This window comes from Bradyrhizobium sp. CCGB12 (assembly GCF_024199845.1).
Classification (GTDB): Bacteria; Pseudomonadota; Alphaproteobacteria; order Rhizobiales; family Xanthobacteraceae; genus Bradyrhizobium.
The window spans coordinates 4,954,954-4,970,878 of sequence record NZ_JANADO010000001.1 but is presented as its reverse complement, the minus strand read 5'-3'; the positions used below and the strand labels follow the sequence as shown (position 1 = coordinate 4,970,878).

Here is a 15,925-nt window from a genome sequence, read left to right as displayed (position 1 = left end):
GGGGTTCGGTGCGACAGAACCCCGCATGCGCGGCCTTAAAAAAATATCCGGAAGCTATGTCGGGTGGCCGTCGGCGCATCCGTCCTTGGGCAGAACCCCGCCAAGGAGCTTCCGATGCCCAAGATGATCTTCGTCAACCTGCCGGTGACCGACCTCAAGCGCGCCACCGCCTTCTATGAGGCGGTCGGCGCGGTCAAGAACCCGCAATTTTGCGACGACACCGCAAGCTGCATGGTCTTTTCCGAGACCATTTTCGCCATGCTGCTGACCCACGACAAGTTCCGCAAGTTCACGCCGAAGCCAATCGCGGATGCCAAGACCTCGAACCAGGTCCTGTTCTGCCTGTCCGCGGACAGCCGCAGCGAGGTCGACGATATCGTCGCCAGGGCTGAGGCTGCGGGTGGGGTGGCCGATCCCAGCCCGAAGGACGAATATAGCTTCATGTATGGCCGCAGCTTCGAGGATCCCGATGGCCATATGTGGGGTGTGAACTGGATGGATCTCGCGGCCGCGCCTCTGCAGCCCGGGATGGCGAACGCCTGATTGCAGCTCAGAACAGGAGCATTCGAATGTCCAAGGTCACGCCCTGCCTGTGGTTCAACGGCGATGCCGAAGAAGCCGCGAACTTCTACGTCTCCCTGCTGCCCAATTCCAAGATCGTGCACGTCCAGCGCAACGTCTCCGATGGCCCGTCCGGCAAGCAGGGCTCGGTGCTCGTCGTCGAGTTCACGCTCGGCGGGCAGCGCCTGGTCGCGCTCAACGGCGGCATGAAGATGGAATACACCCATGCGCTGTCGCTGATGATCGATTGCGATGACCAGGCCCAGGTCGACAGCGTCTGGAGCGCGTTCCTGGCGCATGGTGGCAAGGAAGAGCAGTGCGGCTGGCTCAGGGATCGCTGGGGCGTGGCCTGGCAGGTGGTGCCGAAGGCCATATTCGAATTCTTGTCGAGCCCGGACAAGGCGGCGGCTGCGCGCGCCATGCAGGCCATGATGAAGATGGTGAAGCTCGACGTCGACGTTCTGCGTCAGGCGTTCGAGGGCAAGTCGGCGGCGCCACGTACTAAGTGCCGTTGGGTGGGCAAAGGCGCGCGCGTAGCGCCGTGCCCACGATCCGCCCGCGATTAAGAGAAGTGGTGGGCACGCTTTCGCTTTGCCCACCCTACGAGACCGTGCCCGCCCGCTAATAATTGATCCGCAGTCCCACGCCGCCGTGGATGGTGTTGCCGACCGGCTGCGGACCCAGCGTGCCGTTGGCGAAGAGATCTACGATCCAGCCTTTTTGCACGCGGAAGCCGAGCCGGCCGCCATATTCGAACCAGCCCTGGTTGCCCATGGTCGGCACCACCACGCCGGTGCCGGTCACGGTCGCCACGATGCCGCTGTGACTGGCAAAGGACTGCACCCAGCCGCCGTTGATGTTGGTCTCGATGTTGCTGCCGTAGAGATGCGTCCACTGGCCGCCGATCTTGACCAGGCTGGTGCGGTCGGTACCGGTCGCAATCGTCGCGTCGAACGGATTGAAGGCGACTGCGCTGTCGGTGTAGCCCGACACGCGCTGCCAGAGCTGCCAGACCTCAACGGAGGCCGCGACCTCGTCGCGCGGCGATAGCCGGCTGATCCATCCGGCGCGGCCATAGACGGCGTAATTCGAGGCGTTGGTCGAGCTGGTCACGTTCACGGGGCCGAGGTTGGTGTCGTAGCTGCGCGTGTAGCGCGCCTTCTCCCACGGCGTCAGGATCGTGCCGACGTCGAAGAACGGGCGCGAGGAGCCCCAGTCGGTGAAATCGTAACGCAGCGCGAAGGCCCCGATCGGCGCGCTCGTGATCTTGTAGCCGCCCTCGTCGTAATGCGTGTAGGCGATGCCGGCGAGCAGCGACAGATTGTTGGTCAGCTCCTTGCGGCCGTGGATGCCGGCTGAGAACGAGCCGGCCGAGCCGAACGCGCTGATGCAGTCACCGCAATTGACCTGCTCGTTGACGCCAAGCAGCACCGTGCCAAGCACGCGGTTGGTGATCATTTGGTTGAAGCGCTGATTGGCGAGGCCGCCGATCGAATTGCCGCTGGAATCCGCGCCGGTCGGCGTCGGGCTCGGCGACGGAATTGGATTTGGCGTGGGCGAGGGAGAAGGCGACGGCGAGGGGCTCGGCGAGGGCGAGGGCGACTGAGCCGCGGCCGAACCGATGCCGAACGCGGCCGAGCAGAATGCAACGGCGACAACGAGCGCCGCCCGCATCGCGAACTGTCTTGCCCGGTTCGACATCGTCAACGCCCGCACAGCATGCCGTCGTCCTGGACGGCAGGCGTGATGGTCGGCGATGCCGCGGCATATTGGTTGACGGCGCAAAGCCCGGCACTCGCCGCGCAGTTGGCGGCAAACGTCCAGGGCGGCGTGTTGGTCTTGGTGATGCTGACCTTGCCACCGGTCGAGGTGATGATCGCGGTGTCGCCCGGCTGGGTGAGCTGCACGCATTGAGAGTTCGTCGTGCAGACGCTGGCCGCGCCGTCCTGGAGCACCACGACCGAGCGGCCGCGCTGCGAGAGGATGTCGAGCGTGGTGCCGCGCACACCGATGGTCGCGAGCGGGGTCGTGATCTTGTAGGCGCTCTTTGCGGAGTGCCCGGTGACGAAGCGGAATGCGCCGGTGGTCATGCGGATCGCGACATCGCGATAGCTGAGCTCGTCGTTGAAGACGGTGCGGTCGAGCTTCAGCGTCGCGCTGGGGCCCAGCGACAGATTGGTGCTGTCGGCCATGACGAAGCGCGCCGCGCTGTCGGCGCCGGTGCGCACGGTCTCGTCGCGCAGCATGCTGTCGCCGACATTGATCGGCGTGCTGGTCGCGGCTACGCGCACCACTTCGTTCTGGATCACCACGGCTTCGCCGACGCGTGTCTGCGCCTGCGCGCAAGGGCCTGCGCACAATGCGGCCGACAACAGAGAGGAGAAAAGCCAGAAACGCAAATTCATTTCGTAACCGATCGATATGTCCCTGATCGTACCGGATCGCGCGCACTTCCGATGTGGCGGAATTATCACAAGCGGCGCGGGACGTGCGTTATGCTTAGTGACAGCAGCGGCAGAATGCGTTCAATGAAAATCGCGATCTCTTTTTTGTCCGCGGTGACGCAGATTTGCCACGCAAAACATCCCCACAGCAGGCGCTCGAATTGTCCGCGGTCCCAAAAGTGTCGCGGAGCGCAGTGATTGCTGTCGCGATTTTCCTGGTTGCTCATCTCGCGCTGCTGATCGGTCTCGCAACGCCGGAGAAGTTCGTCTTCGACGAGGTGCATTATGTGCCGGCAGCACGGCAGATGCTGGCGCCTGTGATGTCGCAGCCGATGCTCAATCCGATGCATCCGCCGTTAGCGAAGGAGCTGATCGCGGCATCGATCGCAACCTTCGGCGACAACGCGTTTGGCTGGCGCTATCCCGCGACATTGTTCGGCGCACTCGCGGTCGTCGCGATCTATCTGTGCGGCCTTGCGCTGTTCTCCGCGCAAGGGCCCGCTATCGCCGCCGCGCTGATCGCCGGTTGCAACCAGATGCTCTACGTGCAGGCGCGCATCGCCATGCTCGACATCTTTGCGCTCGGCTTCGGCCTGCTCGCGACCGCCGCCTTCATGCATGGTTTTCGAAGAGAGCGGCCGCACGCGCTGTTCGCGCTCGCGGGCAGCCTGTTCGGTTGTGCGGCCGCCTGCAAATGGAGCGGCCTGTTTCCGCTCGGCGTCTGCATCGTCATTGTCGCGGTGATCCGCCTGATGCAGGGCTGGCACACGCTGTTTGCGGACGCCAGGCCGAGCGATTGGTATCGGCCCGATCTCTGGGCCGGCTTTCGCGTGCAGCATGCCGCGCTCTGCTTCGCCGTCTTGCCGGCGATGACGTATCTTGCCGCCTTCGTCCCGCTCTACGGATTGTCGCTGCCGGATCTGATCGAGGCGCAGCGGCGGATCTTCGCCGACAACACCACGACTGCGATCGCCGGCCACACGTATATGAGCGCATGGCCATCCTGGCCGTTGCTGGCACGTCCGGTCTGGTTCCTGTTCGACAAGACGGCGGAGGACAACATCGCCGCGATCGTCTTCCTCGGCAATCCGCTGGTGGCCTGGCCGGCGCTGCTCGCGCTCGCTGTCGTGCTGCGTGATTTCATCGTCGCGCGGCGCTGGGATGCATTCCTGATCGCGGCGTTCTATTTCGGCCCCTGGCTCGCCTGGGCGTTGCTGCCGCGTACGCTGGGTTTCCTCTACTATTACCTGCCGGCCGCGACCACAGCGTCGCTTGCACTGGTCTATGTGCTGCGCCTGGAGGGGCTGCCGCGTTGGCTGCTGTGGGCCTATGTCGGCGTCGCCGCAATCGGCTTTGCGATCATGCTGCCGATCTCCGCGGCCTTCATCGGCACTTCCATGCGAACCTTCGGCAAGCTGATGCTGTTCCAGAGCTGGATATGACAGCGCCGCCTGCCGGGGGCGGCAGGCGGCGTGCTTCGTGGAGCAAAGACCTGGAGATCACTTCGACGCGGTCTTGGTGTCCATGTTCACGACCTGGACGCGGCGGTTGATCGGGTCGGCGCCGTTGGCAGTATCCTTCAGCTTGGTCTCGCCGTAGCCGACGGTGACGAGATCGGTGCCGTTGAGACCGTAGTTCTGCACCAGGTACTTCTTGATGGTGTCGGCGCGCCGCTCGGAGAGCCCTTGATTGTACTCTTCGCCGCCTGTGGCGTCGGTGTGGCCGGCGACCACGAAGGTCGAGCCCTTCAGCGCCGGATCGGACAGGGCCTTGCCGAGGGCCTGCACCGATGCCACCGACGTCTTGGCGATGTCGGCCGAGTTGTAGTCGAACTGGATCTCCAGATCGATCTTCGGCTTGGTCGCCGCAAGCTCGGCGATCTGCTCGCGCTCGCCGATCGAGAGCGACCGGGTCGAGCGGTTGCGCACGGTGTTCAGGAAGGTCGATTCCTTGGCCTGCGCGGCGGTATCGGCCTGCGGCCCGACGGACAAGCCGCGGGTCACTGGCTTCGGCTTCAGTGCATCCAGGATCTGGCCCGCGGAGACGTTGCCGTCGCCGGCCAGGGCCAGGCCTGCCGTCATCGATAGCGCGGCGGAGAGAGTGATCGCCTTCAGTCCAAAGTACTTATTGAAATGGGTCATTGTCGTATCCTCGCTGTAACGCCTGATGGCGATTTGATGCTGCGAGCCTAGGGGAGGTTCAAATACCCCGATGTGATGCGGGTCACATTCCTTTCCTGTATCTCAGGGCCGGAGCCAATCGGCATCCGGGGCAGGTCGAGTTTAGTGGCAACGCCCTACCACCGGGAAGAAGCCTGCCTCATTCGGCACCGAGAGCAGAATGCTCATTTATCTCGTCTTCTCGGACGAGCTCCAATACTTGCTGGACTCGCGGCCCCGGCGGGTACAATCTTTCCGTTATTGCTCGTCACCAGCCGATATTGCCCGCTGCGTCAGCAGCCCGAAAAGTGTGGTCGCAGCGTCTCTCAGCTCGGTTCGAGCAACAGAAATCCCCGGGTGATCCAGATCACAGTGCGTTCTCGTGAACTGGATCAGATTGCTCTCATCGGATCGGCTCAGGCCGATGCGATGGCAGCGAAGAAGTTTGGATCAGGGGAGAATGATCATGCGCTTCTTGATCGCAGCAATTTCAATCGCAGCATTCATTGTCAGCGGCAACGCGGCCTTCGCGGACAAGCGCGTCGCCTTCGTGGTCGGCAATGCCGCCTACAAGAACGTCCCGCAGCTTCCCAACCCCGCGATCGATTCCAAGGCGATGGCCAGGGTGCTGCGCAATGTCGGCTTCGATGTCGTCGAGGGAGCCAACCTCACCCGCGACGCGATGACTGCAAAGCTTCTGGAGTTCGGCAAGAAGAGCGAGGGCGCCGATGTCGCGGTGTTCTTCTATGCCGGCCACGGGATTGCCGTGAACGGCGTCAACTATTTGTTGCCGGTCGATGCTGACCTGAAATCCGAGATGGACGTCAAGCTGGGCGCGGCGATCAATGTCGACCTCACGCTCGATCAGACCATGTCGGACGCGAAGGTGAAGCTCGTGTTCCTGGACGCCTGCCGTGACAATCCGTTCGCGGCAAAGATCCGCTCGGCCAAGGCCACCCGCTCGGTCAACGTCCAGACCGGTCTTGCCGAGATGAAGTCGGGGGAGGGCACGCTGATTGCCTTTGCCACGGGCCCCGGTCAGACCGCGCTCGATGGCGAGGCGGGCACCAACAGCCCGTTCACCCGTGCGCTCGTCGCCAACATTGCCCAGCCCGGGATCGAGATCCAGCAGGCGATGACCAAGGTCCGCGCCCAGGTCAGTGACGAGACCAGCAAGGGCCAATTGCCCTGGGGTCACACCAACCTTACGGGCAACGTCTATCTCAATCCGGTTGGCGTGCCGGCTGTGGCCACGACCGATACGGCACCGGTGTTGGCCGCGGGCAAGCAGGGCTCCGACGTCGAGCTCGAGTTCTGGCGTTCGATCAAGGACTCCAACAAGATCGAGGAGCTCAACGCCTATCTCACCAGCTATCCCAACGGCACGTTCAAATCGATCGCGCTCGCCCGCATCGCGGCGTTGCAGGATGGTCCATCCAACACCACCCGCAACCTGTCGGCCGGGATCGATCCCGCGACCTTTACGGAAGAAGCCAGCCAGGTGTCTGAAGACCAGATCGGCCTGGACAAGGGCCAGCGCCGCGACGTGCAGCGCCGCCTCACCGGGCTCGGCTTCGACGTCAAGGCAACGGGCAAGTTCGACGAGGAGACCCGTTCCGTGATGAGGCGGTGGCAGGCTGCGCGCGGCTATCCCGCTACCGGTTATCTCAACAAGCTCCAGCACAAGGCTCTGCTGTCGGAGATTGTCTCGACCAGCGCGGCCTCCTCCGAACAGGCAGACGACGGGCCGGCGCGTCGCCGTTCCCAAGGCGGCAGCGGCCGGCGCCATTATAGCGGTGGCGGTGGTGGTGGTCCGATGGGCGGCCCCGGTGGTTTGCTCGGCGGTATGATGGGCGGGTTGTTCGGCCGTCGCTGAGCGCAAGCAAGAAGGCGGCCCGGTTCGGGCCGCCAATCTGTTCCGGAAACCTGTGCACATCGATTATCGCAACGCCGTCGCGGCATGGCCCGCTGGCGAACAAGAAATCGGCCAGATGACCGCCTAGCAGACCTTTGATCGCCATTCGCGAGCGAGGGGAGCCGAGTTCCATCCAGTGCCGAGGCCAAGCGACTACCAGCGTGACTACCAGTATCGCAGCGGCCCGCCGGATCGGACAGTGTCCCTGAGTTCCATGTCCATCTATATCGGCGCGGCGATGATCGCGGTCGCGATCCTGCTGTCGACGCTGATTACGGGGCTGACCTCCCGCTATGTCGGCCTGGAAGGGCCGACCGAGGAGAACATGTGGCTCGTCGATCGTCTCACCGGCAGCGTCTATCGCTGCCAGTCGGAGGGGCGTGGCAGGGCGTCGTGTGAACCCGATATGGCGACCGGCAGCGTCGGGGAGCGCCCAAAAGCCGCACGCTAGCGCGCGCGAAATACTCTTCTCTGCGGAGCGCGATCCCGGAAAGATGGATCCCGCGTAGGCCGGCACGGCGCCGGTTTCGTTTTCCGGAGGAGAAAACTGGATGAAGACCCTGTTGCTCGCAGCAGCATTCGTTGCACTTGCTCTATCTCCCGCATCCGCCGCCAAGATGGCGTGCACCAGTGCGAACATGGCGAAGCTACTTACCGGACTAGGCGGCGAAGACACGCCGAGCAAGGTCGCTGCGAGGAAGTCGATGGCCTCGGCCAATTCGGAGATGAGCAAAGGCAACATGCCGGGCGCCTGCAAGCACTACATGAGCGCTGAGAAGGCGATGGCGATGAAGTAAGGGCTTCCCGCCGAACTGCACGTTCCGGCCGCGCTGTCAGCAGCTGGCAGCGCGGCTTTTTCGTGAGCCCGCCGCTTTGCCTCGGCGCGAATCCCGCTACATTGCTTCCGCAATGTCCGGCGCCCCGAAACCTCTCCCCCTCTCGACGACACAGGCACGGCAGATCTGGCTGCGCGCCCAGCGGCTGCACGAGCGCGCGCCGTTCGGCGATGGCGCGCAGGCCGTCGCGGACGCGGTCGCTCATCTCGGCTATGTGCAGATCGACACCATCAATGTGATCGAGCGCTGCCACCACCACATCCTGTTCAGCCGTATCCCGTCCTACCGGCGCGCCGACCTGCGCCATGCCCAGAGCGTCGACCGAAGCGTGTTCGAATACTGGACGCATGCACTTTCTTACGTGCCGGCGAACGACTTCCGCTTCTTCCTGCCGGCGATGCGCGAGCACCGGCGCGAAGGGCACAAATGGTTCGCCTCGGTGAAGTCGGCCGACACGCGTAAGGTCATGCGCCTGGTGCGCGCCGGGCCGCTGACGATCCGCGACATCGAGGACGACGTGCTCACGGAGAAGGAGCATCTGTGGCAGAGCCGAAAACCCTCGAAGCGGGCCCTGCAGCTCGCCTTCTATACCGGCGCCGTGACCATCAGCGCACGCCAGGGCATGCTCAAGACCTATGAGTTGATGACGCGCCATTTCGGCTGGGACACACTGCCGAAGCCCGCGACGGCGAAGGAGATCACGGCCTATCTGCTCGACCGCGCGCTGCGCTCGCAAGGTGTGGTGAGCCTGGATTCGATCTGCCATCTCGATGCGCCGCGCAAGAAGGCGGTCACCGGCCTGATCGCCTCGCGCGTCCGCCGCGGCGAGCTCGTGCCGATCGCGCTCGAGCGCGCCGGCAAGCAGGAGCATTGGGCATCGCCCGCGTTGCTGGAGGCGAACGGCGAGGTGCCGCCCGATCTCGTCCACATCCTCTCGCCGTTCGATCCCCTGATCATCCAGCGCAAGCGCACCAATCTCATCTTCGGCTACAACCATCTGTTCGAGGCCTATGTGCCGAAGGCCAAGCGCAAGCTCGGCTATTTCGCGCTGCCGGTCCTGGTCGGCGACGAGATCGTCGCCGCGCTCGACCTGAAGACGGATCGGCAGACGAAGAAGCTGTTGATGCAGAAATGGACCTGGGTCGGGCAGGGAAAGAAGACGGCAGGGCGCAAGGAGCTCAAGCGCGTGATCGAGGATGAGCTCGATCGCTTCGAGCGGTTTCAACTGGCGGAGTGAAGGCTGATCGCTCGACGGTCTCGTAGGGTGGGCAAAGCGAAGCGTGCCCACCATCGCCGCGCGTAAAGGGGAAATGGTGGGCACGGCGCTAGGGCGCCTTTGCCCACCCTACGAGACCACGCTTCTCGGCGAGCCGATCGATCCAAAGGCCAAACGCAATCCCCACCGCATAAGCCACTAGATTCCACAGCGAAAAAATCCGCCCCAGCAGCAGTGCGCCGGCCGTCGTCAGCCGGAATGCATCGAGCCATGGCGTATGCACCAGCCGGGAGAACTCTACGGCGAGCGCGATCGTCAGCGCGATCGCCGCGAGTTGGCTTCGGGTCAGCCGCGGCAGCAACACCCCGACCAGCAGAAACACCATGGTCGCCCACAGCAGCGAGCCGCCGTACTTCACAACGAAGGCGGGCAGGCCGAGTGGAAAGCCGTACCAGCGCAGGGAGAGCCCGCAGATGATCACCGCAAACGCGACGGCGGCGCGGATCAGCGATGTCCGTGGCCGCGCAATGGGTTTATCCGGCTGCGTCCCATGCATTACTCGCTCCATTGACTCTTTGCCCGCGATGCTCAAAACCGCCACCCAGCCCTAGAAAAGCAACAACCCGGGGGAAGCCATGAGCCAGACCACCACCTATGCCGGTGCCGCCGGCGGCGCCAACGCCAGCAAGAGCGAAATCGAGACCTCGACCATCCGCGCCATCTCCTGGCGCCTGATTCCGTTCCTGGTGCTGGCCTACTTCTTCTCCTATCTCGACCGCGTCAATCTCGGCTTCGCCGCGCTGACCATGAATGCCGAGCTGAAATTCACGCCGCTGATCTTCTCCTGGGGCGCCGGCATCTTCTTCATCGGCTACTTCATCTTCGAGGTGCCGAGCAACCTCGCGCTGGAAAAATTCGGCGCGAGCCGCTGGATCGCCCGCATCATGGTGACCTGGGGCATCATCTCGGCGCTGATGGCGCTCACGAGCGGCGTCACGAGCTTCTATGTGCTGCGGTTCCTGCTCGGCGTCGCCGAGGCCGGTTTCTTCCCCGGCATCATCCTCTATCTCACCTATTGGTATCCGGCCGAATATCGCGCCCGCTTCCTCGCGGCCTTCGCCATCGCCGTGCCGGTCTCGACCGTGATCGGCGCACCGATCTCAGGCCTGCTGCTCGGCCTCGATGGCATCATGGGGCTGAAGGGCTGGCAGTGGCTGTTCATCATCGAGGGCATTCCCTCCGTGCTGCTCGGCATCGTCACCTGGTTCTACCTCACCGACAAGCCGGAGAAGGCGGACTGGCTCTCGGCCGAGCAGAAGGCCTGGCTGAAGGGCAAGCTCGATTCCGAAATCGCGGCCAAGCAGGCGGTGAAGCATCTGTCGCTCGGCGAAGCGCTGTCCTCGCCGAAGGTGATCGCGCTCAGCCTGATCTATTTCGGTTTCGTCGGTGCGCTCTACGGCATGCAGTTCTGGCTGCCGCAGATCGTCAAGGCGTTCGGCCTCACCAACGCGCAGACCGGCTTCGTCACCGCGATCCCGTACCTGTTCGGCACCATCGCGATGATCCTGTGGGCGCGGCATTCGGATGCGACGCGCGAGCGCGTCATGCATGTCGGTGCGCCGCTGCTGCTCACCGCCGTCGCGCTCGCCATCTCCTCCTATCTCACCGACCCCACCATGACGATGGTGGTGCTGACGGTGGCCGCGATCGGCGTGTTCTGCTGCTTCGGCGTGTTCTGGACCCTGCCGACCGCCTGGCTCTCCGGCACGGCGGCCGCCGGCGCCATCGCCCTGATCAACTCGATCGGCAATCTCGCAGGCTTTGGCGGGCCTTACCTGATCGGCTGGGTCAAGGAAGCGACCGGCCAGACCTCGACCGGCCTGCTCGTGCTCGCCGTGCTGCCGCTGATCGCCGGCATTCTGGTCTTCGTCGGCCGCCACGACAGCAAGCACGAGTTCGCGGAGCAGGGGCGGTAGAGCCGCCCGACTCCGTAGCCTTGTAGGGTGGCGCGCCCTGTGCGCGCCGTGCCCACCATCTTTCCTTATTGTGACCTGTCTGGTGGGCACCCTTCCGCCTTCGCCCTCTGGGCTTCGGCGGACAAGTCGCTTTGCCCACCCTATGGCAACACCTTCCTGATAGCGGCCCTCCCAATCCTTACCACCTCTTAACGATCACGCATTCCTGATGACTGACGATTATTGACTTTTATCAGTGATTAGTCGACATTCCTCTCATTGCAGCCGCAGGAGTGTCCCTCGATGTTCGTCAGGTCGATTTTATCGAGCTATTCCAGGCTCTTGGCAGGAGCGTCACTGGCTCTGATGGCGGTTTCGCTGGCCGGGTGCAATGACACCGTCGCTGAGAAGGCCGAGCCGCCGCGGCCGGTTCTGGTCGCAACCGCCCATTACGACGCCGAGACGCCCGAGCGCAGCTTCGTCGGCACCGTCAGGCCGCGGATCGAGAGTGACCTCGGCTTCCGCGTCGCAGGCAAGGTCGCAAAGCGTCTGGTTGAAGTCGGCCAGACCGTCGAAATCGGCCAGCCGCTGGCGACCCTTGATGAGGTCGACCTGAAGCTCCAGGCCGAGCAGGCCATCGCCGAGCAGACCGCCGCGACCGGCGTGCTGGCCCAGGCCGCCGCGGCCGAGCAGCGCGCCAAGGATCTGAAGGCCAAGGGCTGGACCACGGATGCGCAGATGGATTCGAGCCGCGCCGCCGCCGATGAGGCCCGCGCGCGTCTCGACCGCGCCGTCCGCTCGGTCGAGCTGACCAAGAATTCCCTTTCCTACGCGACGCTCAACGCCGACGCCCGTGGCGTCGTCACCGCAACGCTGATCGAGCCCGGCCAGGTGGTCGCCGCGGGCCAGGCTTCGATCCGCGTCGCCCGCTTTGCCGAAAAGGAAGCGGTCGTCGCGATCCCTGAGACGCTGGTCGGACGCGCCAAGTCGGGCGCCGCCAGCGTCACTCTTTGGTCGGAGCCGGACAAGAAGTACGCGGCGAAGCTCCGCGAGATCGCGCCGGCCGCCGATCCGGCCACGCGTACCTATCTTGCGAAGTTCTCGCTGCCCGAAGCCGACGACAAGGTTGCGCTCGGCATGACTGCGACGCTGACGCTGTCGGATGCCGCGACCGAGCGTGTGGCACGGCTGCCGTTGTCGGCGCTGTTCAACGAAGGCGGCAAGCCGTCCTTCTACGTCGTCGACGACAACGGTGCGGTCACGCTGAAGCCGGTCGTGGTGAAGTCCTACGAGAGCAACGACGTCGTCATCACCAGTGGTGTCGAAGAGGGCGCCAAGATCGTCGCCCTCGGCGTGCAGAAGCTCGATCCGGGCCAGAGGGTGCGGATCGTGTCGTCACTGTCCTTTTAACTTCTGTCATTCCGGGGCGCCCCGAGGGGCGAACCCGGAATCTCGAGGTTCCGGGTCTGGTCCTTCGGACCATCCCGGAACGACGTGGGAAGTGAGTTACGTCGTTGCGAGGAGAGTTTCGGCCCAAGCGCAAATGCTGGGGCTGAAGCGGCGAAGCGATCCAGAACTTGCCCAGCCCCCTGGGTTGCTTCGCTGCCTCGCGATGACGGTTTGAAAAGAGTGGCTGTCGTTTTCAATTGGATCGTCTTTCGGAGAGTGCGATGAAGCGCTTCAACCTTTCGGCCTGGGCCGTCAGCCATCCGACGCTGGTTCTGTTCCTGATGATCATACTCGGTGTCGCCGGGTTCTTCTCCTATGAGAAGCTCGGCCGCGCCGAGGATCCGTTCTTCACGGTGAAGGTGGTCAACGTCTCCGTGATGTGGCCGGGCGCGACCGCGCAGGAAATGCAGACCCAGGTCGCCGATCCCATCGAGAAGAAGATCCAGGAGCTGCCCTATTTCGAGAAGGTGCAGACCTATTCGAAGCCTGGCTTCACCGCGCTTCAGGTCACCTTCCGCGACTCGACGCCGCCGAAGGACGTGCCCTATCTCTTCTACCTGCTGCGCAAGAAGCTGGTCGACGTGCAGGGCCAGCTGCCGTCCGGCATCCTCGGGCCCGTCGTCAACGACGAGTTCTCCGACGTAGACTCCATCCTCTACATGATGACCGGCGACGGCGCCGATTACGCCCAGCTCAAGAAGGTCTCCGAGGGCTTCCGCCAGCGCCTGCTGAAGGTGTCCGGCGTGACCAAGGTCGACGTCTACGGCAACCAGGATGAGCGCATCTTCGTCGAGTTCAGCCATGCCAAGCTCGCCACCCTCGGCATCACGCCGCAGGCGCTGTTCGATTCGCTCGCCAAGCAGAACAACGTGACGCCGGCCGGCACGGTCGAGACATCGTCGCAGCGCGTGCCGCTGCGCGTTACCGGCGCGCTCGACGGCGCCAAGGCCGTGGCCGAGACGCCGGTCGAGAGCAACGGACGCGTCTTCCGCCTCGGCGACATCGCCACCGTCACCCATGGCTATGTCGATCCGCCGAGCTTCATCGTTCGCCAGGAAGGCAAGCCCGCCATCGGCATCGGCGTCGTCACCGCCAAGGGCGCCAACATCCTCGATCTCGGCAAGGAGGTCGAGAAGGCGACGAGCGAATTCATGAAGGCGGTGCCGCAGGGCGTCGACGTCAAGCTCATCGCCGACCAACCCAAGGTGGTCGAGCACGCCGTGGGCGAGTTCGTGCATTCCTTCATGGAAGCGCTCGTCATCGTGCTGTTCGTCTCGTTCCTGGCGCTCGGCTGGCGCACCGGCATCGTGGTCGCGTTGTCGGTGCCGTTGGTGCTCGGCATCGTCTTCGTTGTCATGAACATGATGTCGCTCGACCTGCACCGCATCACGCTGGGGGCGCTGATCATCGCGCTCGGCCTGCTCGTCGACGATGCCATCATCGCGGTCGAGATGATGGTGGTGAAGATGGAGCAGGGCTGGGATCGCATGCGTGCGGCGTCCTTTGCCTGGGAATCAACTGCGTTTCCGATGCTCACGGGAACGCTGGTCACGGCCGCTGGCTTCCTCCCCATCGGCTTTGCCAATTCCGCGGTCGGCGAATATGCCGGCAGCATCTTCTGGATCGTGGCGATCGCGCTGGTCGCCTCCTGGTTCGTGGCGGTGATCTTCACGCCCTATATCGGCGTCAAGCTGCTGCCCGAGATGAAGGCGCACCACAACCACGATCCGCATGCAGTCTACGAGACCCGCATGTACCGGGGCCTGCGCGCCATCGTGCAGTGGTGCGTCAACCACCGCATCACGGTGGTGGTCGCGACCGTCGGCGTCTTCGTCGCCTCGATCGTCGGCTTCGGTCACGTCCAGCAGCAGTTCTTCCCGCTCTCGGAGCGGCCCGAGCTGTTCCTTCAGTTGCGCCTGCCCGAGGGGACCGCCTTCAACGTCACTGAAAAGGCGGTGAAGAAGGCCGAGACCCTGCTGAAGGACGACAAGGACATCGAGACCTATACGTCCTATGTCGGCCAGGGTTCGCCGCGCTTCTGGCTCGGCCTCAATCCGCAGCTTCCGAACGAGGCCTTTGCCGAAATCGTCATCGTCGCCAAGGGCGTTGAGGCGCGCGAGCGCGTCAAGGCCAAGATCGAGAACGCAGCCGCGGAAGGCATGCTGACCGAGGCCCGTGTGCGCGTCGACCGCTTCAATTTCGGCCCCCCCGTCGGCTTCCCCGTGCAGTTCCGCGTGATCGGCCCGGACGCCAACAAGGTGCGCGAGATCGCCTACCAGGTCCGCGACGTCATGCGGCAGAACAAGAGCGTCAAGGACGTCCAGCTCGACTGGAACGAGCAGTCGCCTTACCTCAAGCTGGTCGTCGACCAGGACCGTGCCCGCGCCATGGGTCTGACCCCGCAGGACGTCTCGCAGGCGCTGGCGATGCTGATCTCGGGCGCACAGGTCACGACCGTGCGCGACGGCATCGAGAAGGTCGGCGTGGTCGCCCGCGCGATCCCGTCCGAACGCCTCGACCTCGGCGGCGTCGGCGACCTCACCGTCACCTCGCGCAACGGCGTCGCCGTGCCGCTGCAGCAGATCGCCAAGATCGAATATGCCCATGAGGAGCCGATCATGTGGCGGCGCAACCGCGACATGGCGATCACCGTGCGCTCCGACGTCGTCGACGGCGTGCAGGCGCCTGACGTCACGGGCCAGATCACGCCGAAGCTGAAGGCGATCAAGGACAACCTCGAGCCGGCCTACCGGATCGAGCCGGGTGGCGCGTTCGAGGAATCCGCCAAGGGCAACGCCTCGATCTTCATCCTCTTCCCGGTGATGGTCATGGTGATGCTGACCCTGCTGATGATCCAGCTGCAGAGCTTCTCGCGCCTGATCCTGGTGTTCCTGACCGCGCCGCTCGGCATCGTCGGCGCCTCGCTCGGCCTCAACGTCGCCAACGCCCCGTTCGGTTTCGTGGCGCTGCTCGGCCTGATCGCGCTCGCCGGCATGATCATGCGCAACACCGTCATCCTGGTCGACCAGATCGAGACCGACGTCTCCCACGGACTGACCCGGCGCGAGGCGATCGTGGAGGCCACCGTCCGCCGCGCCCGTCCCGTGGTGCTGACGGCGCTGGCCGCCATCCTCGCCATGATCCCGCTATCGCGGTCGGCCTTCTGGGGCCCGATGGCGATCACCATCATGGGCGGCCTGTTTGTCGCGACCTTCCTGACGCTGCTGTACCTGCCGGGCCTCTATGCCCTCTGGTTCCGCAAGAGCCTGGATGAGGCGGGCACGCCCGAGCAGCCTGCCGCGCCGCAGCATGGGAGCGATGACCAGCACGCAATTCCGCTTGCCGAAGCGGCTGAATAGATGAGAAGACTGCTGACCAACGAGTCCTGAC

The 15,925-nt window shown here is 64.3% G+C and carries 13 protein-coding genes and 1 pseudogene; 10 read left to right on the top strand and 4 right to left on the bottom strand.

Features of this window, described 5'->3' with window-relative positions; all coding sequences use genetic code 11:
* Positions 1–114 precede the first annotated feature (114 nt).
* Both NLM27_RS23215 and NLM27_RS23210 read left to right on the top strand, forming a co-directional pair.
* Positions 115–543, top strand: a complete 429-nt coding sequence (locus tag NLM27_RS23215; RefSeq protein WP_254145532.1) for a VOC family protein — start codon at positions 115–117, stop codon at positions 541–543.
* A gap of 26 nt (positions 544–569) precedes the next feature.
* A pseudogene (locus tag NLM27_RS23210) lies at positions 570–1,055 on the top strand (VOC family protein); the annotation flags it as partial.
* A gap of 127 nt (positions 1,056–1,182) precedes the next feature.
* Here the strand turns inward: NLM27_RS23210 and NLM27_RS23205 are convergent.
* Positions 1,183–2,262: a hypothetical protein gene (locus tag NLM27_RS23205; protein ID WP_254145530.1), complete on the bottom strand. Its 1,080-nt coding sequence runs from the start codon at positions 2,260–2,262 to the stop codon at positions 1,183–1,185.
* A 2-nt stretch (positions 2,263–2,264) separates the two neighbouring features.
* Entirely contained in the window at positions 2,265–2,966 is a 702-nt protein-coding gene (locus NLM27_RS23200) for a FecR domain-containing protein (protein WP_256570008.1), read from the bottom strand.
* A gap of 200 nt (positions 2,967–3,166) precedes the next feature.
* Between NLM27_RS23200 and NLM27_RS23195 the strand changes: the two genes are divergently transcribed.
* Positions 3,167–4,447, top strand: a complete 1,281-nt coding sequence (locus tag NLM27_RS23195) for a phospholipid carrier-dependent glycosyltransferase (RefSeq protein WP_254145528.1) — start codon at positions 3,167–3,169, stop codon at positions 4,445–4,447.
* A 57-nt stretch (positions 4,448–4,504) separates the two neighbouring features.
* Here NLM27_RS23195 and NLM27_RS23190 read toward each other — a convergent pair whose 3' ends face one another.
* Positions 4,505–5,146, bottom strand: a complete 642-nt coding sequence (locus NLM27_RS23190) for an OmpA family protein (RefSeq protein ID WP_254145527.1) — start codon at positions 5,144–5,146, stop codon at positions 4,505–4,507.
* Positions 5,147–5,630: 484 nt separating this feature from the next.
* Here NLM27_RS23190 and NLM27_RS23185 point away from each other — a divergent pair, with 484 nt between their 5' ends.
* The 4 genes from NLM27_RS23185 to NLM27_RS23170 all read left to right on the top strand — a co-directional run bounded on the left by NLM27_RS23185 (position 5,631) and on the right by NLM27_RS23170 (position 9,152).
* Positions 5,631–7,040, top strand: coding sequence for a caspase family protein (locus NLM27_RS23185; protein WP_254145526.1), 1,410 nt, complete (start codon positions 5,631–5,633; stop codon positions 7,038–7,040).
* A gap of 253 nt (positions 7,041–7,293) precedes the next feature.
* On the top strand, positions 7,294–7,530 hold the full coding sequence (locus NLM27_RS23180; RefSeq protein WP_254145525.1) for a hypothetical protein: 237 nt from the start codon (positions 7,294–7,296) through the stop codon (positions 7,528–7,530).
* Between the two features lie 100 nt (positions 7,531–7,630).
* Positions 7,631–7,876, top strand: coding sequence for a hypothetical protein (locus tag NLM27_RS23175; RefSeq protein WP_254145524.1), 246 nt, complete (start codon positions 7,631–7,633; stop codon positions 7,874–7,876).
* 112 nt (positions 7,877–7,988) lie between these two features.
* Entirely contained in the window at positions 7,989–9,152 is a 1,164-nt protein-coding gene (locus tag NLM27_RS23170) for a winged helix-turn-helix domain-containing protein (protein WP_254145523.1), read from the top strand.
* Between the two features lie 88 nt (positions 9,153–9,240).
* Here the strand turns inward: NLM27_RS23170 and NLM27_RS23165 are convergent, their stop codons facing one another.
* Positions 9,241–9,687: a DUF2809 domain-containing protein gene (locus NLM27_RS23165; RefSeq protein WP_254145522.1), complete on the bottom strand. Its 447-nt coding sequence runs from the start codon at positions 9,685–9,687 to the stop codon at positions 9,241–9,243.
* Between the two features lie 79 nt (positions 9,688–9,766).
* Between NLM27_RS23165 and NLM27_RS23160 the strand changes: the two genes are divergently transcribed.
* The 3 genes from NLM27_RS23160 to NLM27_RS23150 all read left to right on the top strand — a co-directional run bounded on the left by NLM27_RS23160 (position 9,767) and on the right by NLM27_RS23150 (position 15,894).
* Positions 9,767–11,107, top strand: a complete 1,341-nt coding sequence (locus NLM27_RS23160) for an MFS transporter (protein ID WP_254145521.1) — start codon at positions 9,767–9,769, stop codon at positions 11,105–11,107.
* A 282-nt stretch (positions 11,108–11,389) separates the two neighbouring features.
* Positions 11,390–12,496, top strand: coding sequence for an efflux RND transporter periplasmic adaptor subunit (locus NLM27_RS23155; protein ID WP_254145520.1), 1,107 nt, complete (start codon positions 11,390–11,392; stop codon positions 12,494–12,496).
* A 260-nt stretch (positions 12,497–12,756) separates the two neighbouring features.
* On the top strand, positions 12,757–15,894 hold the full coding sequence (locus tag NLM27_RS23150; RefSeq protein WP_254145519.1) for an efflux RND transporter permease subunit: 3,138 nt from the start codon (positions 12,757–12,759) through the stop codon (positions 15,892–15,894).
* The last annotated feature ends 31 nt before the right edge of the window (positions 15,895–15,925 follow it).